This window comes from Streptomyces shaanxiensis, from assembly GCF_039537145.1.
In the GTDB taxonomy this organism is placed as follows: domain Bacteria; phylum Actinomycetota; class Actinomycetes; order Streptomycetales; family Streptomycetaceae; genus Streptomyces; species Streptomyces shaanxiensis.
Map to the genome: position 1 here is coordinate 31,379 of NZ_BAAAZY010000028.1, position 19,702 is coordinate 51,080.

Annotated in this window: 23 protein-coding genes and 1 pseudogene; 8 read left to right on the forward strand and 16 right to left on the reverse strand. The window is 71.7% G+C overall.

Annotation, left to right across the window (positions count from 1 at the left end; translation table 11 throughout):
* Positions 1-61: 61 nt before the first annotated feature.
* Positions 62-514, reverse strand: coding sequence for a YbhB/YbcL family Raf kinase inhibitor-like protein (locus ABD932_RS38315; protein WP_345020353.1), 453 nt, complete (start codon positions 512-514; stop codon positions 62-64).
* Between the two features lie 171 nt (positions 515-685).
* On the opposite strand from ABD932_RS38315, the gene ABD932_RS38320 reads away from it, so the two are divergent.
* Positions 686-1,339, forward strand: coding sequence for a phosphoribosyltransferase (locus ABD932_RS38320; RefSeq protein WP_345020354.1), 654 nt, complete (start codon positions 686-688; stop codon positions 1,337-1,339).
* Between the two features lie 37 nt (positions 1,340-1,376).
* On the forward strand, positions 1,377-1,949 hold the full coding sequence (locus ABD932_RS38325) for a GNAT family N-acetyltransferase (protein WP_345020356.1): 573 nt from the start codon (positions 1,377-1,379) through the stop codon (positions 1,947-1,949).
* Positions 1,950-1,970: 21 nt separating this feature from the next.
* Here ABD932_RS38325 and ABD932_RS38330 read toward each other — a convergent pair whose 3' ends face one another.
* Entirely contained in the window at positions 1,971-2,750 is a 780-nt protein-coding gene (locus tag ABD932_RS38330) for an SDR family NAD(P)-dependent oxidoreductase (RefSeq protein ID WP_345020357.1), read from the reverse strand.
* 170 nt (positions 2,751-2,920) lie between these two features.
* Between ABD932_RS38330 and ABD932_RS38335 the strand changes: the two genes are divergently transcribed.
* Together ABD932_RS38335 and ABD932_RS38340 are read left to right on the forward strand one after the other, a co-directional pair.
* Complete coding sequence (locus ABD932_RS38335) at positions 2,921-3,094, forward strand: hypothetical protein (RefSeq protein WP_345020358.1); 174 nt, start codon at positions 2,921-2,923, stop codon at positions 3,092-3,094.
* A gap of 96 nt (positions 3,095-3,190) precedes the next feature.
* Positions 3,191-3,754, forward strand: a complete 564-nt coding sequence (locus tag ABD932_RS38340; protein ID WP_345020359.1) for a hemerythrin domain-containing protein — start codon at positions 3,191-3,193, stop codon at positions 3,752-3,754.
* A gap of 45 nt (positions 3,755-3,799) precedes the next feature.
* On the opposite strand, the gene ABD932_RS38345 is transcribed toward ABD932_RS38340, so the two are convergent.
* From ABD932_RS38345 to ABD932_RS38380, 8 genes are all read right to left on the reverse strand, one after another.
* Positions 3,800-4,327 (reverse strand): hypothetical protein, encoded by a 528-nt coding sequence (locus ABD932_RS38345; RefSeq protein ID WP_345020360.1) that lies wholly within the window; start codon positions 4,325-4,327, stop codon positions 3,800-3,802.
* A gap of 175 nt (positions 4,328-4,502) precedes the next feature.
* Positions 4,503-5,270 (reverse strand): metallophosphoesterase family protein, encoded by a 768-nt coding sequence (locus ABD932_RS38350; RefSeq protein WP_345020361.1) that lies wholly within the window; start codon positions 5,268-5,270, stop codon positions 4,503-4,505.
* On the reverse strand, positions 5,267-5,554 hold the full coding sequence (locus ABD932_RS38355) for a BON domain-containing protein (RefSeq protein WP_126388740.1): 288 nt from the start codon (positions 5,552-5,554) through the stop codon (positions 5,267-5,269). The genes ABD932_RS38350 and ABD932_RS38355 overlap by 4 nt, the downstream gene beginning before the upstream one ends.
* Entirely contained in the window at positions 5,551-6,240 is a 690-nt protein-coding gene (locus tag ABD932_RS38360) for a hypothetical protein (RefSeq protein ID WP_345020365.1), read from the reverse strand. Before ABD932_RS38360 ends, ABD932_RS38355 begins: the two co-directional genes overlap by 4 nt.
* A gap of 265 nt (positions 6,241-6,505) precedes the next feature.
* A complete protein-coding gene (locus ABD932_RS38365; protein ID WP_345020367.1) occupies positions 6,506-7,612 on the reverse strand; it encodes an NAD(P)/FAD-dependent oxidoreductase in 1,107 nt (368 codons plus the stop codon).
* 259 nt (positions 7,613-7,871) lie between these two features.
* Complete coding sequence (gene katG, locus ABD932_RS38370) at positions 7,872-10,085, reverse strand: catalase/peroxidase HPI (protein ID WP_345020369.1); 2,214 nt, start codon at positions 10,083-10,085, stop codon at positions 7,872-7,874.
* 24 nt (positions 10,086-10,109) lie between these two features.
* Positions 10,110-10,559 carry a Fur family transcriptional regulator gene (locus tag ABD932_RS38375; RefSeq protein WP_345020370.1) on the reverse strand — a complete coding sequence of 150 codons (450 nt, stop codon included), beginning with the start codon at positions 10,557-10,559 and terminating at the stop codon, positions 10,110-10,112.
* 33 nt (positions 10,560-10,592) lie between these two features.
* Positions 10,593-10,901 (reverse strand): hypothetical protein, encoded by a 309-nt coding sequence (locus ABD932_RS38380; protein ID WP_345020372.1) that lies wholly within the window; start codon positions 10,899-10,901, stop codon positions 10,593-10,595.
* Between ABD932_RS38380 and ABD932_RS44145 the strand changes: the two are divergent.
* The 3 genes and pseudogenes from ABD932_RS44145 to ABD932_RS38390 form a co-directional block, all read left to right on the forward strand.
* Positions 10,843-10,962 (forward strand): annotated as a pseudogene (locus ABD932_RS44145) (Glu/Leu/Phe/Val dehydrogenase dimerization domain-containing protein); the annotation flags it as partial. The gene ABD932_RS38380 and the pseudogene ABD932_RS44145 overlap by 59 nt on opposite strands.
* Before the next feature lie 77 nt (positions 10,963-11,039).
* Positions 11,040-11,213: a Rossmann-fold NAD(P)-binding domain-containing protein gene (locus ABD932_RS38385; protein WP_345020374.1), complete on the forward strand. Its 174-nt coding sequence runs from the start codon at positions 11,040-11,042 to the stop codon at positions 11,211-11,213.
* 297 nt (positions 11,214-11,510) lie between these two features.
* A complete protein-coding gene (locus ABD932_RS38390) occupies positions 11,511-12,878 on the forward strand; it encodes an alpha-lytic protease prodomain-containing protein (protein ID WP_345020376.1) in 1,368 nt (455 codons plus the stop codon).
* A gap of 76 nt (positions 12,879-12,954) precedes the next feature.
* Here the strand turns inward: ABD932_RS38390 and ABD932_RS38395 are convergent, their stop codons facing one another.
* Genes ABD932_RS38395 through ABD932_RS38415 form a run of 5 tightly spaced genes read right to left on the reverse strand, consistent with a single transcriptional unit; the run spans position 12,955 to position 16,882 of the window.
* The gene (locus tag ABD932_RS38395; RefSeq protein ID WP_345020378.1) at positions 12,955-14,043 is read right to left on the reverse strand and encodes a serine hydrolase domain-containing protein; all 1,089 of its coding nucleotides are present in this window, start codon (positions 14,041-14,043) and stop codon (positions 12,955-12,957) included.
* The gene (locus tag ABD932_RS38400; RefSeq protein WP_345020380.1) at positions 14,040-14,960 is read right to left on the reverse strand and encodes a DUF6895 family protein; all 921 of its coding nucleotides are present in this window, start codon (positions 14,958-14,960) and stop codon (positions 14,040-14,042) included. The genes ABD932_RS38395 and ABD932_RS38400 overlap by 4 nt, the downstream gene beginning before the upstream one ends.
* The gene (locus tag ABD932_RS38405) at positions 14,957-15,943 is read right to left on the reverse strand and encodes a DUF6895 family protein (protein ID WP_345020383.1); all 987 of its coding nucleotides are present in this window, start codon (positions 15,941-15,943) and stop codon (positions 14,957-14,959) included. The genes ABD932_RS38400 and ABD932_RS38405 overlap by 4 nt, the downstream gene beginning before the upstream one ends.
* The gene (locus ABD932_RS38410; protein ID WP_345020384.1) at positions 15,940-16,674 is read right to left on the reverse strand and encodes a hypothetical protein; all 735 of its coding nucleotides are present in this window, start codon (positions 16,672-16,674) and stop codon (positions 15,940-15,942) included. Before ABD932_RS38410 ends, ABD932_RS38405 begins: the two co-directional genes overlap by 4 nt.
* Positions 16,675-16,696: 22 nt before the next feature.
* Entirely contained in the window at positions 16,697-16,882 is a 186-nt protein-coding gene (locus ABD932_RS38415) for a hypothetical protein (protein WP_126388763.1), read from the reverse strand.
* A 745-nt stretch (positions 16,883-17,627) separates the two neighbouring features.
* On the opposite strand from ABD932_RS38415, the gene ABD932_RS38420 reads away from it, so the two are divergent.
* Positions 17,628-18,704 (forward strand): alkene reductase, encoded by a 1,077-nt coding sequence (locus tag ABD932_RS38420; protein WP_345020387.1) that lies wholly within the window; start codon positions 17,628-17,630, stop codon positions 18,702-18,704.
* 120 nt (positions 18,705-18,824) lie between these two features.
* Here the strand turns inward: ABD932_RS38420 and ABD932_RS38425 are convergent, their stop codons facing one another.
* Positions 18,825-19,700, reverse strand: coding sequence for an LLM class flavin-dependent oxidoreductase (locus ABD932_RS38425; RefSeq protein ID WP_345020388.1), 876 nt, complete (start codon positions 19,698-19,700; stop codon positions 18,825-18,827).
* Between the last annotated feature and the right edge of the window lie 2 nt (positions 19,701-19,702).

The following is a 19,702-nucleotide window of genomic DNA, read 5'->3' on the forward strand; positions in this document are numbered from 1 at the left end:
ACGCAGCCCGACGTGCCGGACGGACTCGCTCGTCCGTCCGTCGCGACGGTCGCCGGAGCCCTCAGCGGCGGTACAGCCCGACCAGTGTTCCGCTGGCCAGCTGCTGCTGGTCGAGCACCCGGTGTGCCTCGTCCGCCGTGGCCTCGTCCGGGATGGAGACGGGGCCCGGGAGGGCGTAGAGGCGGAAGAAGTAGCGGTGCGCCCGGTCGCCGACCGGTGGTTGCGGACCGCCCCACCCCGACTGCCCGTAGCCGTTCCTGTGCGGGTGGCTGCCCGGGGTCGTTCTGCCCGCGCGCAGCCCCTCCGTGTGCGGATCGATGCCGGTGACCAGCCAGTGGACGAAGGTCCCCGACGGCGCGTCCGGATCCTCGCACAGCAGGGCCAGCTCCACCGTCTCGTCGGGCACGCCGGACCAGGTCAGGGGCGGGGAGACGTTGTCGCCCTCCTTGGCGTGGCGACGCGGGATCGTCGCGTGGTCGTCGAACGCGGAGCTCTTGAGTTCGATGCCTGTCATGTGCGCCGCAGTACCCCTGCGGACGCGGTCCACACGCGACGCCGGGCAGTCGGCGTACGAACCTCCTCACCAGGGAGAACACCGTCGGCGCCCACGATTGCGGCGCGGTTCGTTTCGCCGTGTGCCGCGCCGGGAACCCGGCTGCTGCACCGAGCGCGAGGGAGGAGCGCCGTGTCATTCCGCGACCGCACCCACGCCGGACAGGAACTCGCCCTGCGGCTGCTCGAGCGGGCCGGCTCCGGCGATCTCGTCGATCCGCTCGTCCTGGCCCTGCCGAACGGCGGCGTGCCCGTCGCCGTGGAGGTTGCCCGTGCCCTGCACGCCCCGCTGGACGTGCTCGTCGCCCGTGAGATCAGCACCCCGATCCGACCGGAGACGGCGATCGGCGCGATCGTCGCCGACGACCCGCCGCTGTACGACCGGCAGAGCCTCACCATGATGCATCTGTCCGAGGACCGGCTCGGTGACGTCATCGCGCGCGAACGCACCGAGCTGCACCTCGTCGAGTACGTTCACCGCGGCCACCGCCCGCCCCCGTCGGTCAACGCCCGCACGGTCGTCCTGGTCGACGACGGCCTGACCACCGGCCTGACCGCCATGGCGGCGCTGCGCTTCCTGCGCCGCCATGAGCCGGCCCGGCTGATCCTGGCGGTCCCTGTGGGCAGCCCGCGCACCACGGCCGCCGTCCGTTCCGAGTGCGACGACCTCGTCTGTCTGCACCAGCCGCCGTCGCTGCACGCGGTCGGAGAGTGGTACGAGGACTTCGGCCGGGTCTCCGACACCCAGGTCGCGGACATGCTGCGCGCGTTCCACGCCACGGCGTGACACGTTGCCCGGGCGTGTGCCGTGACATGGTGGAGCCATGACCATCGACGTTCGCCCGGCCTCGGTCTTCGAGGACGTCCGCAAAGTGCTGGGCCCTAAGTCGCCCACAGCGAACGTCTGTTGGTGCCTGAGCTACCGCATCCCGTCCAAGCTCAACAACGAGCTCCGTGGGCCGGCCCGCGGTGAGTACGTGGCCGAGTTGTGCCGTGCCGATCCCCCTCCGGGAGTGCTCGCCTACGACGGTGGCGAACCCGTCGGCTGGGCCGCGGTGGCGCCGCGCTCCGCCACGTCCTTCGCCCGCAACCGCAAGATCCCGCACGTCGACGACCTGCCGGTCTGGTCGCTGTGGTGCGTCCGGGTTCGCCCCGGTCACCGTAAGCAGGGGATCACCCACGCCCTCATCGCCGGCGCGGTCGAGTTCGCCCGCGACCGGGGCGCGCCGGTGATCGAGGCGTACCCGCTGGACAACGGCGACGCCAAGGTCGACCTGACGATGGCGTACGCCGGGCTCCGGAAGAACTTCGAACGCGCCGGGTTCGTCCACGCCGCCGACACCACCTCGGTGCTGGCCGGTCATCCCCGGATCCTGATGCGGCTCGACCTGCGCTGACCGGCGAACCGGGCGCCAGGGTCAGTGCACGGAGAGCCCGCCGTCGACGAAGACCGCCTGCCCGGTGACGTAGGCGGCAGCACGGCTCGCGAGGAACACCGCCGCGCCGGCGAAGTCCTCGGCCAGGCCGTTGCGCCCGACCATCGTGCGCGCGGCGAGCGCCGCCACCTTCTCCGGGTCGTCCGACAGGCGTGCGTTGAGGGGCGTCATGACGAAACCCGGCACGAGGGTGTTGCAGGTGACGCCGTACGGCGACCACGCCTCGGCCTGCGAGCGGGCCAGCGACTCCAGCGCCCCCTTGGAGACGCCGTAGGCACCGCTCTGCACGAAGGCGCGGTGTGCCTGCTGGGAGGTGACGTGGATGATGCGCCCGAAGCCCCGCTCGGCCATGCCGGGCCCGAACCGCTGCCCCAGCAGAAAGGGCGCCTCCAGGTTCACGGCCATGGTCGTGTCCCACACGTCCTCGCCGAGCTCGCCCATGGGGGGCCGCAGGTTGATCCCGGCGCAGTTGACAAGGATGTCGGGCTCGCCGAACGGCTCGGCCGCTCCCTCGGCCGCCGAGCGCACGCCGTCGCGTGTGCCCAGGTCCGCGCTCACCCAGGCCGCCCGGCAGCCGTGGGCCGCCAGCTCGCCGACCGTCGCTGCCAGCTCCGCCTCTCTGCGCGCCACGACCACGACACTCGCCCCCGCACGCGCGAGGGCCTCGGCGACGGCTCGGCCGATACCGGAGCTGCCGCCCGTCACCAGGGCGACACGGCCGTCCAGGGAGAAGAGTTCGGAGAGGTACGTCTGCGTGGTCATCCCCGCACCCTAGGACGCCCGTTCACGGCGAGGGTGCTCGGGGGTTCGGGGGTTCCACCGCCGGTTCACCGCTCGGCGAGGGGGTACCCGGTCCGCGCTCGACGGTGCCGGGCTCTCCCCTGCCCGAGGAGGGCCGTCCGACCGTCCCGCACGCAGGAGGGACGACCACCATGAGCGTGAGCCACCACACCCCGTCGCAGGCCGAGGGCGAGCGCGAGGAAGCCGAGACCCCTTGGGCCCACCACCCCGACACGGAGTACACGACGCCCTCACAGGCCGAGGGCGAGCGCGACGACACACCTGAAACGACCGAGGACGCCGCCGGCCCCGGCAGCGGTTCGTGACACGCGCCGACGGCGGTGTGAGCCCGTCGACCGCGGGCACTCGGAGCCGTCGGCGGATCCGCCCGGACCGCCGTTCCACGCTGGAGGTGAAGGAACATGGGTCACGGTGGGAACGTCATCGACGAGCTGATGACCGATCATCGCGAGGTCGAGGAGTTCTTCGGCCGGATCGAGGCGCTGCCGTCCGGTGACAAGGACCGCAAGCTGCACGCCGACCAGGCCACGATGGAGCTGGTCCGGCACTCGGTCGCCGAGGAGGCGTACCTCTATCCGGCCGTGCGCAAGCACATAGCGGGCGGGGACGCCATCGCCGACAAGGAGATCGCCGATCACTCCACGGCCGAGCGGATCATGAAGGACCTGGAGGGATGCGACGCCGACGATCCCGAGTTCGACCGCCTCGTCGGGATGCTGATGACGGAGGTCCGCTCGCACATCGCCGACGAGGAGGAGAACCTCTTCCCCCGGCTGCGCGCCACCTGTCCCCCGGCCACGCTCGACGACCTCGGCGACAAGGTGCGTCAGGCGAAGAAGCTGGCACCGACCCGCCCACACCCGTCCGCCCCGGACAAGCCGCCGGCCAACAAACTGCTGGCCCCGGGAGCCGGCCTGGTCGACCGCCTGCGCGACGCGCTGACGGGACGCGGCAAGAAGGACTGACCCGGCGCGCAACGGCAGGTCGCGCGGCCGCCGACACCGATTGGCTCAGGCGATGAGCGCCTGCCACGGGCCGAGGCACTCATGGAGTGCCGTGCGGTGCAGGGCGGCCACGGGGGCGAGAAGGTCGGGGTGGCGCAGCAGGGCCGCCGCTCGGCGGTCGTGAGTGTCCGGGGACACCAGACGCCGGAAGTCGATCGGCGCACGGCTCGTGTGACCGCCTCCGGCGATCGCGCCGACCGCGAGGCGGGCCAGCTCGTCGTCGGTGAGCAGGCAGGCCGCCCAGCTCGCCACGACCTCGTCGACCCAGGTGCGCCAGGCGGCGTCGTCCGCGTCGTCGTGGGCGGTCGCGTCCGCGCCGGTGATCCAGTCCAGGCCGGCCGAGCCACCGGGCCCCGCCATACCGACCAGGGCGGCGTCCGTCGGCGTCGGGTACCTCAGCCACGCCGCGACGGTGACGGCCTGCCGGGCCTGCGCCTCCCCCAGGGCGGCGGCCAGTGCGCCGCCGCACGCAGGGTAGGAGCGCGTCAGCCACTGGGTGGTCGCCGCGATGAGCGGGGAGAGATCTGCGAGCACAGGCGGGCCGTCCGGAGTACGGGCGAGGGAGCCGGCCGAGTTCCTGGCGACCGGCCGGCTCCATCAGGTCAACGGGAATCCATCGAAGGTAGCCCGTCACCCCCGGCCGCGGACATGCCTGCCGGCCGGGCAGCGGCGTGGCCTCGCCCACACCGGGACACCGACGGCGGCGGGTTCAGGCCCCCACCCGGCCGCCCGGGGCGCCGGCCGTCGCCCGCTCGGGCCCCGCGAGGTGATAGACGTGGAAGGCCCGGCCGATGACCGGCTGCGCGACGTTGCGCACCTTCACTCCACCGCTGGTCATGCCGTGCTCCGTGCCGAGGTGCGCGTGCCCGTGGACCGCCAGGTCGGCGCCCGCCGCGTCGATCGCCTCGGCCAGCAGGTAGCTGCCGAGGAACGGGTAGATCTCGGCAGGCTCGCCGGCCAGGGTGTCCGGTACCGGGGAGAAGTGGGTGAGGGCGATCCGTACGTCGCAGTCCTGCCCCTCCAGCTCCTCCAGGGAGCTGCGCAGGGTGTCGGCGCAGCGGCGCGAGTACCGGACGAACTCCTTCATGACCGGCTCGCCGAACTCGCCGGCGCAGCGCCCCACGAATCCGCCGCCGAACCCCTTCGTACCGGCCACGCCGATGCGCGCGTCGCCGTTGCTCACCACGGTCGCCTGCCCTTCCAGGACCCGTACGCCCGCGTCCTGCAGGACGGCGGTGACCTCGTCGGGGCAGTCGGCGTGGTGATCGTGGTTGCCGAGGACGGCGACCACCGGTACCGCCAGGCCCTCGATCTCGCGCGCCACCACCCGGGCCTCCTCGGGGGTGCCGTGACGGGTGAGGTCCCCGGCCAGCAGCAGGACGTCGGCGCTGTCCGGCAGGGTCTCGAAGGCGGGGCGGAGCAGGCCCTTGCTCTCGGGCCCCATGTGGATGTCCCCGACAGCCGCTATCCGGATCATTCGACCTCCTCGGCGTGGTCGGGCACGGCGGTGTCCGCGGCCACGATGTCGCAGTGGACCGGGGTTCCCGGCAGCTCTGCGCGGGCCAGGCCGAGGATGTCGTCCCGGCACTGCACGGACGGCACGGTGCCGGTCAGCAGGACCGCCTCGCCGCGGATCTCGATCCGGACACCCAGCTCGCCGAGGTCCCCGGCGGCCAGGTGGTCGGCGAGATGGGCCACGCGGTAGTCCAGGTTCTGCGCTCCGCCGGCGCCGGCAGCGGTCCTGGCGGCGTGTTCGCTCATCGGGGCTCCTCCCGCGGGGCGATGACGTCGAGGCGTTCGAGGAGGAAGAAGAACGCGGCGGGCATCGGTTCGTCCCCGCAGGAGCCGCGTACGTCCTCCCAGTCGACCTTCTCGCGCAGGGCTCGGGCGGCGGCGAGCGCCGGCCCGAAGTCGCAGTAGTGCTCGGAGAAGGCCTTGACCAGGCCCCGCATGAGTTCGGTCGGCGGCAGGACGGGCATGTGCACCGAGTCGACCGGGACGTCCTGCGCCCGGGCCAGCAGGTCGGTGGTGACCGGGCGGTGCGCCAGCTCGAAGAGGAGGTCGACGTCCTGGCCGAAGCAGGTGGTCTTCATCAGCCAGTCCTCCGGCGGAGTGCGGACCGTGAGGCCGGCTTCGGCGAGTGTCCGCGCCACCGCTTCGGCGTCCGCGCGGCGCACGCAGAAGTCGGCGTCGTGCTGCAGATGACCGCTCCCGCCGTGGGCGTAGACGGCCACACTGCCGGCCAGGGCGAACCGGTGCCCCTTGCGTTTCAGCAGCGCGCCGACCTGTTTCGCCGCCTCCAGGATCGCCTGGCTGCGATCTCGGGGCAGTTCGTGGTCGTTCCGGGACTGCGGCGCGGTCGGCTGGAGCGGGCTCTCCCCGACCGGGCGCAGCTCCGGAAACCCAGGGTGCCGGGCGGGCGTCGCACTCTCCCGGTTCTCCGTCATGCCGACTCCATTCGCCGTCCGACGTCCGGCGCGGGCCCCTGCCGAAGCCCGGGGCGGGCTGGAAGCCTCCGAGTACCCGGCACTCCCGACTTCGATACGGCACGCTTCCGCCGTACCGCGCCCTTCCGAACGGCGCACCGCGGACCGGGTCCATCGGGTTGATCCGGTCGATCCAGCCGTTCCGGCCACGCTGCCGGGTTTCACGGCGTACGGCCGCACTGCCGGCATCCACGGCGTGCGGATCAGGTCCTGCCCGGCCCTGCGCTCACGCCGCGGTGTAGCCGAGCTGGCGTCTCATGAACGGCGTCATGAGCGTCTTCGCCTTGGCCAGCGTCGTGGTGCGGCTGCCGAGGACCGCCGTCTCGCCGCCCGGCACGGGCAACAGGGTCACGCCGTCGGCCGGGCCGAACGGGACGATGATCGGGGTGCGGTGGATCGGCCGGTAGAAGCGGGGCTCCTTGCGGTGCTTGCCGGCGCTGTTGAGATAGGCGCGGATGTTGTGGGCGGCCAGGTCCGCCTGGGCGAGCGCGGCCGGGGTGATCTTGAGCTCGGTGGCGTCGTTCACGTCGCCGACCGCGAACACGTCCAGCCATCCCTGCACGCGCAGCGCCTGGTCGACCTTCACGTGCCCCGCCGGGTTCAGCCAGTCCCCGTGCCCGGCCAGCCGCAGCCAGAGGGTGTTGGGTGTGGTGCCGGTCGCCCAGAAGGAGTGGTCGGCCTCGATGATGCCGCCCTGGGCGTCGCGGTACATGCCGAAGTCGAATCCGGGGGACATGAAGGCGTCGAGCCGCACCTCCACGTCGTGGGACTCCAGCCAGGACCGTGCCTTGCGCCCGGCCCGTGTGCTGCCCGTGGAGTGCAGCAGTTCCGGCCCGGAGTGGGCGAGCGTGACCCGGGCGTCCGGCCGGGCGAGCCGGATCTCGGCGCTGAGCTCGACGCCGGAGGGCCCGCCGCCGACGACCAGGACGTGCCCGGCGCCGGCGATCTGCTGCTGGTGCCCGGCGAAGGACTTCGCGGCCTCCTCGGCGGTGGTGCCGGTGAAGCGGGCCGGTTCGGGGTAGTCGGCGCCGGTGGCGATGACCAGCACGTCGTACGGGAGCCGCTCCCCCGTCGCCAGCACCACCTGGCGCTCGGTGGTGTCGATGCGGACCGCCTTGCCGACCACCACGCGGCCGTTGGTCAGCAGCCGGTCGTACGGGATGAACGGGGTGAACGACCAGTCCGGACGCACTCCGGCGCGCAGGGAGGCGATGCGGTGGAAGAAGACGTCCTTGCGGTCCACCAGCGTGACCCGCGCCGTCGCGTCCAGTCGCTTGGCCAGCCGGACTCCGGCATAGCCGCCGCCGATCACCACTACGTCGCCGTCGAGCACGCCGAGTCTCCTGTGCTGGGGGAAGAAGGAGAGGGTGCGGCGACGGGAGGGCCGTCGTCGGCCACCCCCGTCGGCGAGCGTAGCCCTTGAAACTTAAAGAGGTAGCTGAGGTGCAGTGTGCGTTCTGTGAAAGGTGCGCTCTGTGGGGCGTCGTTGCTCAGGCGACCGCCGAGTTGGGCGCAGAGGTGAGCACACAAAGGCCGACGTCCAGGCCGGCCCGTGCGGGCCCGCCTGGACGTCGGGTGTGGATCGATCAGCCTCAGACGAGGTCGAAGCGGTCCGCGTTCACGACCTTGACCCACGCCTTGACGAAGTCGCTCACGAACTTCGCCTTGGCGTCGTCGCTCGCGTAGACCTCGGCGAGCGCGCGCAGCTCGGAGTTCGAGCCGAACACGAGGTCGGCACGGGTGCCGGTCCACTTGACCGCGCCGGAGGCGTCACGGCCCTCGAACGTGGTCTGGTCCGCGGACGTCGACTTCCACTCCGTGCCCAGGTCGAGCAGGTTGACGAAGAAGTCGTTGGTCAGCTTGCCCGGGGTCTCGGTGAAGACGCCGTGCTTCGACCCGTTGCTGTTCGCGCCCAGGACGCGCAGGCCACCGACGAGGACCGTCAGCTCGGGCGCGCTCAGGCCGAGCAGGTTCGCCTTGTCGAGCAGCAGGTACTCGGCCGGCAGGCGGTTGCCCTTGCCGAGGTAGTTACGGAACCCGTCGGCGGCCGGCTCCAGCGCGGCGAAGGACTCCGGGTCGGTGTGCTCCTCGGTCGCGTCGACACGACCCGGGGTGAACGGCACCTCGACGTCGTGGCCGGCGTCCTTGGCGGCCTTCTCCACGGCAGCGGAGCCGCCGAGCACGATCAGGTCGGCCAGGGAGACCTTCTTGGCACCGGAGTTGAACTCCTGCTGGATGCCCTCGAGGGTGCGCAGCACCAGCGCGAGCTGGTCGGGGTCGTTGGCCTCCCAGTTGCGCTGCGGCTCCAGGCGGACGCGGGCGCCGTTGGCACCGCCGCGCTTGTCGCTGGAGCGGAACGTCGAGGCCGACGCCCAGGCGGCGCTGACCAGCTGCGAGACGGTCAGGCCCGAGTCGAGGAGCTTGGCCTTGAGGGCCGTGACGTCCGCGGCGTCGATGGCCTCGCCCTCGGCCTGCGGCAGCGGGTCCTGCCACAGCAGCGTCTCCTCCGGGACCTCGGGGCCGAGGTACAGGGACTTCGGGCCCAGGTCACGGTGGGTCAGCTTGTACCAGGCGCGGGCGAAGGCGTCCGCGAACTGGTCCGGGTTCTCGTGGAAGCGCTTGGAGATCTCACCGTAGATCGGGTCGAAGCGCAGCGAGAGGTCGGTGGTGAGCATCGTGGGACGGCGCTTCTTCGACGAGTCGTGCGCGTCCGGGATGATCTCCTCGGAGTCCTTGGCCACCCACTGGTTGGCACCGGCGGGGCTCTGGGTGAGCTCCCACTCGTAGCCGAAGAGGATGTCGAAGAAGTCGTTGCTCCACTGGGTGGGCTTGGTGGTCCAGGTGACCTCGAGACCGGAGGTGATGGCGTCGCCGCCCTTGCCGGTGCCGTAGGTGGACTTCCAGCCCAGGCCCTGCTCCTCCATGGAGGCGGCCTCGGGGTCGTTGCCGACCGCGTCGGCCGGGCCGGCGCCGTGGGTCTTGCCGAAGGTGTGACCACCGGCGATGAGGGCGACGGTCTCCTCGTCGTTCATCGCCATGCGGCGGAACGTCTCACGGATGTCGCGGGCCGCGGCGATCGGGTCCGGGTTGCCGTTGGGGCCCTCGGGGTTGACGTAGATGAGGCCCATCTGGACGGCGCCGAGCGGGTTCTCCAGCTCACGGTCGCCGGTGTAGCGCTGGTCGTCGAGCCAGGTGGTCTCGGGACCCCAGTACACGTCCTCGTCGGCCTCCCAGACGTCGGCGCGGCCGCCGCCGAAGCCGAAGGTCGTGAAGCCCATCGTCTCCAGCGCGACGTTGCCCGTGAGGATCATGAGGTCGGCCCAGGAGATGGACTGGCCGTACTTCTTCTTGACGGGCCACAGCAGACGGCGGGCCTTGTCGAGGTTGCCGTTGTCCGGCCAGCTGTTCAGCGGCGCGAAGCGCTGCTGACCACGGCCGCCACCGCCGCGGCCGTCGCTGATGCGGTAGGTGCCGGCGCTGTGCCAGGCCATACGGATCATCAGCGGGCCGTAGTTGCCGAAGTCGGCGGGCCACCAGTCCTGCGAGCTGGTCAGCACCTCGGCGATGTCCTGTTTGACGGCCGCGAGGTCGAGGTTCTTGAACGCCTCGGCGTAGTCGAACTCCTCACCGAGCGGGTTCGCGACCACGGGGTCCTTGGCGAGGATCTTCAGGTTGAGCCGCTCCGGCCACCACTGACGGTTGCCGCCGCCCTGCGTGGGGTGCGCGGCGCGGTCGTGCGCCACGGGGCAGCCACCGGTGCCCTCAGCCTTCGCGTCAGTGACGATCGCATCGGGGTTCTCAGCCATGGGAAACCTTCCGAACTAGGTGGATCACAGTGCTCGGGGTGCACTGGTGGGGGTCGAACAGTCGGGGCACAGGCCCCAGTAGATGACCTCGGCCTCGTCGATCGAGAAGCCGTGGTCGTCGGACGCGGTGAGGCAGGGCGCCTCGCCGACCTCGCAGTCGACGTCGGCGACGACGCCGCACGACCGGCACACGACGTGGTGGTGGTTGTCGCCGACACGCCCCTCGTACCGGGCCGGGCTGCCGGCCGGTTCGATGCGGCGTATGAGTCCCGCCGCGCTGAGCGCGTGGAGGCCCTCGTACACGGCTTGCAGGGAGACATGGCCTACGCGATCACGCACCCCGGAGGCGATGGCCTCGACGCCGAGGTGGTCACCGGCCCGGACGGCCTCCAGCAGCGCGACACGCGCGGCGGTCACCCGCAGGCCGGCACCGCGCAGCTCCTCGGCGGGGGTCGGGGTCTGGGATGCGGTCATGGCAGACAACCTACATCCCTAAACACGAATGATTCAAGAAAACGAATGATGAAAGTCTGGTGTGTCGCGAGGAACCGGCTCCGACGCGCACCGGCCGTCTTCGGCCGCCTCCGTGCCGACGGCGCCGAGCAGGTCCTGCTCCACCACGACGCCCGCACCGGACTGCGCTCCGTGATGGCCGTGCACGGCCAGACGCTCGGGCCGACCCTGGGCGGCGTACGCATGCACGCCTACGCCGACGAGCGCGCGGCACTGGACGACGCGGGTGCGGCCGGCGCGGGCCATGACCCTGAAGCCGTCGGCCGCCGGGCTCGATCTCGGCGGCGGCTGGAGCGTCGTCATCGGCGACCCGGCCCGCGACAAGAAAGAGGAACTGCTGCGCGCCCACGGCCAGTTCATCGCCACCCGCGGCGGATGCTTCGTCCCGGTGAACGACGTCGGTACGAGCCAGGCCGATTTCAACGTGCAGGGGTCGGCAACGTGGGCTCGGCGCTCGCCGAGCTGCCGGCCGCCGACGTGGCGAAACGCCTCGGAGCGCGCGTCGTCGACCCCGACGCCGTGGTGCGCAGCGACTGCGGCGTCCTCGCGCCCTGCGCCATGGGCACCGTGGTGAACGACGCGTCCGTCAGGTCGGCGCCCGTTCGGCCGAAGTGATCGCCCAGGCGCGCCGAACCGGCGTCACGACCACCGAGGCCGCGGTGGACCTGGCCGAGACACGTCTGCGAACGGCACGCGCGCGGGACACGACGACCTCGGCCTGACCCGTTCTCCCCGGTGAGCCACCATGCGCTGGGGCCATGCCCCCTCCCCCGGTTCCGTCCGCTAGCGCACATGGCACCCCGGGCGTCCCCCAAAGCGCGAAAAAACGTCTCGCCCTGCATCGCGGGATGCCTTTCCGTCAACGCCTTGACGTGGCCGACATCCCACTCGTACTCGATGGAGGTACATCGCATGCTCGGCAGACATACCGCGGCCGGCCGCCGCGTCGCCCTCACCGCTCTCGGCACCCTCGTCCTCGCCGGGGCCGGCTCCGCCGCCACGGCCGCGCCGCCGCCCGCGCCCTCGTCCACGGCCGCGCAGACCCTCGGCGCCGACCGGCCGCCGACAGCGGTGCTGCGCGCCATGGAGCGTGATCTGAAGCTGAAGCCAGGTCAGGCGGCGGAACGGCTGGTCAACGAGGCGGAGGCGGGCGCCCGTGCGGGCCGTCTCCAAAACGCCCTCGGCAAGCACTTCGCGGGGGCCTGGGTGCGCGGGGCGACCTCCGCCGAGCTCACCGTCGCCACCACCCGTGCCGCCGACGTGTCCGCCATCGAGGCCCAGGGCGCGAAGGCCGCGGTCGTCAAGCAGCCGTTGACCGAGCTCCGGGCCGTGAAGAACAAGCTGGACTCGACCGCCCGCAGCCTCAAGACCCGCGACACACCGGTCTGGTACGTGGACGTCCCGGCCAACCGGGTCGTCGTACAGGCGACCAAGCGGTCCGCCGCCACCGCCTTCATCGAGGCTGCCGGCCTCGAGGACAAGGGCGTGGGCATCCGGGTGTCGGCCGAGCGGCCGCGGGTGCTGGACGACGTAATCGGCGGCGACGCCTACTACATCGAGAGCTCCGCCCGCTGCTCCGTCGGGTTCTCCGTCACCAAGGACGAGCAGCAGGGCTTCGCCTCGGCGGGCCACTGCGGCGACCGGGGCGACTCGACCTCCGGCTACAACCTGGCCGACCAGGGCACGTTCCAGGCGTCCACGTTCCCCAGCAAGGACATGTCCTGGATCGCCGTCAAGAGCGACTGGTCGGCCACGGCCGAGGTGAAGGGCGAGGGCGGCCAGCGCACGCAGGTCACCGGCTCGGTCCAGGCGCTCGTCGGGGCGTCGATCTGCCGCTCCGGCTCCACCACCGGCTGGCACTGCGGCACCATCCAGCAGCACGACACGAGTGTCAGCTACTCCCAGGGCGTCGTCGACGGCGTCACCGAGACCACGGTGTGCGCGGAGCCGGGTGACTCGGGTGGTCCCTACCTCTCCGGCTCCCAGGCGCAGGGTGTGACCTCGGGCGGCTCGGGCAACTGCACGAGCGGCGGGGTCACCTTCTACCAGCCGATCAACCCGATCCTCAGCGACTTCGGGCTGGTCCTGAAGACCGCGCCACCCCAGTCCGGCACTCCCGCTCCGCCGGAGAACGCCGTGGACACCTGGGCCGCGGGCCGCGTCTACGAGGCCGGTGCCACCGTCACCCACGCGGGTGTGCGGTACCAGTGCCTGCAGTCCCACCAGGCACAGGGCGGGTGGTCGCCGGTCGCCACTCCGGCCCTGTGGCAGCGGTTGTAGGAGTCGTACGGCTCGGGCGGTGCGGGAGCCGGCTCCCGCACCGCCCGTTCCCATATCCGGCCACTGCGCCGGCTTCTTAGTCCTCCGCGAGGAGTGCGTACGCGGTGGCGACGAACGCGTCGCGGGCGCGGAACCGGCGGGTGCACAGCGCGACCAGGGCCGTGCCCGTGTCGGGCCGGAAGCCCAGGAAGGCCTGCTGGCCGAGGGTCGCCCCGCTGTGGAAGTACATCGGTCCGCCGTTCGTGGGGTGCCGGAACCACGCCATCGTGTGGATGTGCCGGCGGTCCAGTCCGCGCCGGAGCACCGGGGTGCGTACCGCCCGCAGCGCGTCGGCGAGCGGGGAGCCGGCCGGGTCGAGGTGGGCTTCGAGGAACGTCAGCAGGTCGTGCGGGGTGGCGCGGACGGCACCCGCCGCCTGGAAGCCGCCGGCGTCGAAGGCGAGGGTGGGGGTGTGCCCGTCCTTGCCGTGTCCGACGGCGTCGGTCTTCGGATCCTCCGCCGCCAGGGCGGTGCCGCTCAGGCCGAGCGGACGCAGCACATGGGCGCCGAGCAGTTCCTCCCACGGCGTGCCGGTCGCCGCGGCGACGGCGTGGCCGAGCACGGCGACGCCGAAGTTGGAGTAGTGCCACCGGGTGCCGGGCCGGTGCAGGGGGCGATGGCGCAGGAAGGCGTCGGTCACCCGCTCGGCCGGATAGCGACCGTAGGGGTTGGTGCGCCAGGCCGGCAGCGCCCGCAGGTAGAAGTCGCCCGGCAGCGCGGGCAGTCCGGCGGTGTGCGTGATGAGGTGGGCGAGGGTCACCGGAGCCGTGCCGGTGCGCCGGTCCGGGTCCAGGCAGGCGGCGGCCGGCTCGCCCCCGGTCAGCAGGCCGCGCCCGATGAGCCGGGCCAGCAGGAGTCCGGTGAACGCCTTCGACGCCGAGCCGATCTCGTAGCGCAGGTCCTGCCGCGGCACCGGCGGGGGTGGCGCGGAGCCGCCGCAGTGCAGGGTGCGGCGGCCGCACCGGGAGACGGCGAGGACGACGTCGGGCGCGTCCACGGCGTCCACCGCGCTCTCCACCCGCTCGCGCAGCGCGTCGTCACCGACGGCGCCGGCCGGGACCCCGCCCGCGTGAGGTTCGTCCAGGTCGGCGGCGACCCCCGGCCAGGGCATGGACCGGCCGGTCATGGGGTTGCGTGCGTCAGCTCGGCGAGGGAGCGGGAGGTGGCCAGCACGGAGGCGAAGGCGGCGACCAGCGTCGGGTGGTAGATCATGTCGAACACCTCGTCCGGTTCGCCCTCGGGCATCGTCCGTACGGCGGGCATGGCGCCGTCGGGCTGCTGCGCGGCGGCGAAGCTCCGCCAGGCCCGTTCGTCCAGGGTGGGCCGGGGCAGGCAGGCGTCGACGACGAGGAGTTCGCCGAGCAGGTCCCAGCGCTCCAGGTCCAGCCAGTCGTCGATCCAGACGGGCAGCCAGGTCGCGAGGTAGTCGGCGATGTCCGGCGGCAGGCCTTCGGGGTGCTCGCCCCAGTCGGTGAGGTGGAACACCGTGTGGGTGACGTCGTAGGCGATGTGGCCGCTGACCGTCCAGGGCTCGGGGGTCCGGCCCAGCCAGGTGGAACCGACGATGTCCGCCTCGGCGATGCGGGGCTTGAGGCCGAAGCGGCGCTGGAACGCGGACAGTCCGAGGCGTCGGGTCGGGTCCAGTTCGAGGGCCGCCCAGCTGTCGAGCCGGTGGTAGAGGACGGTGGCACGCTCCACCTCGGGCTCGCTGTACCCGAGTTCCTTGTACGGGAGGTACACCTCGAACGGGATGGGCGAGAGCGGTTCGATGCGCTGGCCGCGCACCAGCATGCGACCGCCGTCCAGGGTGTGCCGCCAGGTGTGGTCGAGGAGCCGGCGCGCGAGGTCGGCCTGCCGTGATCCGGCCACTCCCTCGCGGAACAGCACCCGGCAGATCAGGGCCAGTTCGCCGACCGGTTTGAAGCGTTCCAGGAAGCCCACTTCGGGGTCGACGTCGGGCTCCAGGCGGAATCCGTCGCGATGGGCCCACAGCCACTCCAGGGCGCGAACGCCGACGGTGTGCATGAGACGGGTGTCGGTCATCCGGGCACTCCTTGTCCCGTGTACGCGGCGTCTGAGTCTGCGGAGCCCTCTCCCGCAAGGCACTTGAGGGTCTGTGCCGCCGCGAAGGCGGCCATCAAGGTGGAGTGGTAGCAGCGCAGGAAGTCCGGCTCCCGATCCGCGCCGGGGCCGTCCCGGGGGTCCTGCTCCGGGAGCGCTCCGGAGTCGTGCTGGGCCCGCGCGATCCGGGCCCAGGCGTGCCGCAGGGTCGCGGGGTCGGGCGACACCGGGAGGCTCGCGGCCACGACCAACAGCTCGCAACCGAGGTCCCACATACCGGCGTCCAGGCAGGTGTCGAGCCAGGGCGGCAGCCAGTGGGCCAGGTAAGCGGCGAGGTCGGCGGGGACGCCTGCCGGGGTGCGGCCCCAGTCGGTGAGATGGAAGACGACGTGGGTGAGCGCGTACCCCGAGGAGCGCTCGAAGGTCCACGGTTCGGGAAGTCCACCCAGCCAGGTGCGCCGCAGCGCCTGCTCGGCCCGCTCCGGCCGGTGGATGCCGCTGCGCCGCTCGGCCTTCAGGACGCCGAGCCGGCGCGTCGGGTCCTGCTCGGTGAGCCGCCAGCTCCGGGTACGGGCCGTCGTGGCAGCGGCGGCCTCGTACCCGGCGTGCCGCAACCCGGCCGAGGCGAAGACGGAGTAGATCTCCAGGGGGTACGTCGCGAAGGGCTCCAGCCGCTGCAGCCGGAGGAACAGCTCGCCCCGGCCGGTCTGTTGCCAGGCGAAGCGCAACAGGTCGGCCGCGCAGGCGTGCAGCGGGTCGGTCGGCTGTGTGTGCGCGCGTACGCTCGCGCAGGTCTGGGCCAGTTCCCCGAGGGGTTTCCAGGTGGCGTCCACGTGGCCGTCGAGGGTGAGCGCGTCCTCTCCGAGCGCGAAGTCGTCGCGGTGGGCGGACAGCCAGGCGAACGCGGCGGCTCCGACCTCCCGGATCTCGCCGACGCCCGGGGCGGTCACGCCCAGGGCCGTCATACGAGGGCTCCGGCCGTCCGCATGACACGGGCCGCCTGTACCTGAAGGGCGACCCGGGGGTCGTTGCCGCCCATGAGTTCCACGAAGTCCAGCCCGGCTTCGAGGCCGAGCGCGTCCGGCACCCCGTCGAGCAGGGTCAGCCAGCGCCCCGCGCCGGCCGCCTGCTGCCAGTCCCTGCGTCGGACGGCCCGTACGAAGCCCCGGGCCACGTCGACCGGGCGGCGCCGGGCCGCGCGGGCCACGGCGCAGTCCTCGCCGGGTACCGCGAGCGGTGCCAGGACGGCGAGTTGATGCGTCAGCGCCTGCCAGGCCGCCTCGTCGAGCCAGCCGGCGTCGGGTTCGCCGGCCTCGTCCTCGAAGGGCGCACCGGGTGGTCCTTGTGTACCGGTCAGGGGCGTGTCGAGCCGCCGCAGAGTGCGCCTCATCGCCCAGTGGCTCCACTGGACGGTGGGCGCCGCGTCGGCGCGGGGCGGGAAGGCCTCCACCGTCTTCCGGAACACGGCGAGTGCCTCCGGGTCGGGTGGGGCGGGGAAAAGTACGTGCGGCAGCAGCAGGTCTGCTCCCAACACGCGTACGGCCGCGAGGTCGAGGCTTCCCTCGATCTCCTCCACGGCCCCGGTGCCGATGCCGGACATGCGCACGTGGTCCCCGCCCCGAAGAGCGGAGACCACGTCGGACGCAAGGTCCTGCACCGCGCCCTGCAAGAGGGCCGAAGTGCCTGACTGCTCCATTCAGCCTGCTCCCGTCGTCCGCTCAGCCCTTCTTGGGGCGGGGGGTCGGCGGGGACAGCAGCAGCTTGGTGTCTGCGGAGAGCAGCGCCAGGGCGGCGCACTCACGGCTGTCGCGGAAGACGCCGTCGGGTTCGGCAGGGTCAAGTGCCGCTTCGAGGTCGGTCCGGACGCCGGTGAGGTCTTCGAGGGCCTTGTCAACGGAAGGCATATCACCATCTCCTCTGGTTCAGCCATAGCCTTCACGACTCAGATCACCATATGTCCACAAAAGATGCATCTTTTCCCACAAAACCCACTAGGCCACTTGTTCAACATTTCGGACGCACGCCGGGGCCTTAAGCGATAGATCAATCGCTCTTTTCTCGCAATATGCGTTAATAATGGGCAGTCTCCTGCTAATAATTCGGCCATCGACACCGCGCCCGGGCCCCCGGGCCCGCCGTTTCGGTCCCGTATCCCGACACCGAACCGGTCCTGCGCGCCCTGTGCGAACGCGGACTGCGCATCGGCATCGTCAGCGACTTCGCCTGGGACCTGCGCACCCACCTGGCCCGCCACTGGCGGACGACCTGATCGACACCTGCGTCATCTCCTACGAGCAGGGCCGCGAGAAGCCAGACCCGCAGCTGTTCCTCAAGGCCTGCGGCCTGCGCACCTCGTGCTGCGGCTCGCGCCCTGACTGCCCGACCGCGGTCATCGCTGTCGCCAGCGACAATCAATGGTCGACCAAATGAATCGTTCGGATTCCTTCATCCGGATACGCCCGCCCCCTCAACCCTGGCCACAAATCCCCAGCTAGAGGCAGTAGATGAGCAATGTGCCGCCCGTCACATGTGCGCCGGGAACGAATCTTCCTGTTTACTTGTTCGAACAGTAAATGGCGCGTCTGAGCGTCGGTTCGTCACGGCTGCTGCGCGTGCAGCGGCCTCGTCCGCGAAGCAAGGAATGTGATCATGTCGACGGCCTTTGAGTCCTACGACCTCGCCGGTACGCGTCTGTCGAACCGGATCGTGATGGCTCCGATGACCCGCAGCCGTGCCTACGGCCCCGGGCAGTCCCCCACCGACCTGATGGCCGAGTACTACGCGCAGCGGGCGGGCGCCGGGCTGATCGTCACGGAGGGCACCCAGCCGTCGGTGATCGGCCAGGGCTACCCCGACACGCCGGGCATCCACTCCGCCGAGCAGATCGAGGCCTGGCGCCGGGTGACCGACGCCGTGCACGCCAAGGGCGGTGCGATCTACCTGCAGTTGATGCACACCGGCCGGGTCGGCCACCCGTCCCTGATGGGCCTGACCCCGGTCGGCCCCTCCGCGGTCCAGGCCAAGGGGCAGGTCTACACCCACGAGGGTCCCCAGGACTTCGTCACTCCCAAGGAGCTGACCGAGGAGGAGATCCAGGAGACGATCGCCGACTACGTCTCGGCCGCCCGCAACGCCGTCGAGGCCGGCTTCGACGGCGTGGAACTGCACGGCGCCAACGGCTACCTGATCCACCAGTTCCTCGCCCCGAACAGCAACACCCGCACCGACGGCTGGGGCGGCAGCCCGGAGGCCCGCATCCGCTTCGCGGTCGAGACGGCCAAGGCCACCGCCGAGGCGATCGGCGCGGACAAGGTCGGCTTCCGCATCTCGCCGGCCAACCCCTACAACGACATCGACGAGACCGACCGCACCGACGTCGAGGCCACCTACACCGCCCTCGTGAACGCGCTCGCGCCGCTGAACCTGGCCTACCTGCACCAGATGGAGGCCCCCGAGGTCCGCGACCTCACGTTGCGCCTGCGCAAGGCGTGGCCCACGACCTTCATCCTCAACCCGTTCACCGGCATGGAGCCCACCGGGCCCGAGGAGCTGAAGCTGCTCGAGGACAACACCGCCGATCTCATCGCCTACGGTGGCCTCTTCCTCGCCAACCCCGACCTGCCCACCCGCCTGCGGCAGGGCGGCCCCTTCAACACCCCCGACCGCGCCACCTCCTTCGGCGGCGACCACAGGGGCTACACCGACTACCCCGCCCTCAACTCGTAACCGACGGCACCGAGTCACACCGCGGCGCCCGCACCGGCCACCGGCCCGGCGGGCGTTGCGCCGCGTCAGGGCACCATGGCGAGCCAACGGCGCGCGGATCCGCCCTCACCGATCAGGCCGTCAGCGCTTCGCGACGGCCTCCCGCGCGGCAGGCACCACCTCTTGGGCGAAGACGCTCAGCTGCCGGTCGTGATCCTCGTCCGGCCAGTACGAGAAGCCGTTCATGCCGTACTCCCGGTGCAGCTCGGCGATCCGGTCGACCCACTGCTCGACAGGACCGTCGAACGCGCCACGGGAGGTCTGCCTGATCATCCCGTTGAGGTTGTAGCTCTTGCGGAGCCCGCCCGGATCGCGTCCGGCCCGGGCGGCGGCATCGTCGAGGCGGGCGACGGCCTCCCCGAGACGGTCCAGGCCGAGGAAGCCCAGCGAGGGCATCCAGCCGTCGGCCTTGGTCCCGGTCAGCTCCAGCATGCGGGGGCCGTAGGCACCCAGCCAGATCCCGAGCGAGGGCGACGGCGTGGGCCCCGGATGGACACCGGCCACGCGGTAGTACGCGCCGCCGGCCCGTGCCGAGCGCTCACCGCTCCACATGGCCCGGATGACGTCGATCGCCTCCGACAGCGCTTCGAGGGACTCCCTCTTGGTCCTGCGCGGACCGCCCATGGCCTCGATGGCCTCCCAGAAGGCCCCCGCGCCCAGGCCCAGTTGCAGCCGGCCCCCGGAGAGCAGATCGAAGCTCGCGGCGGCCTTGGCCAGCATCGCGGGCGGACGCAGCGGCAGGTTGGCCACCGTCGGGACGAAGGTCACCCGTTCGGTCCGGGCCGCCAGAAAGGCCATGAGCGTCCAGGTGTCGTAGAAGGCCTTCTGATACGGGTGGTCCTGGACCGTGACGAAGTCCAGACCCTCCCGATCGGCCTGCAGGGCATGCCGCAACGGTTGGTCTCCGTCACCCCACACCGGGTCGACATTCGCACCGAAAAGGACAGACAGACCCATGG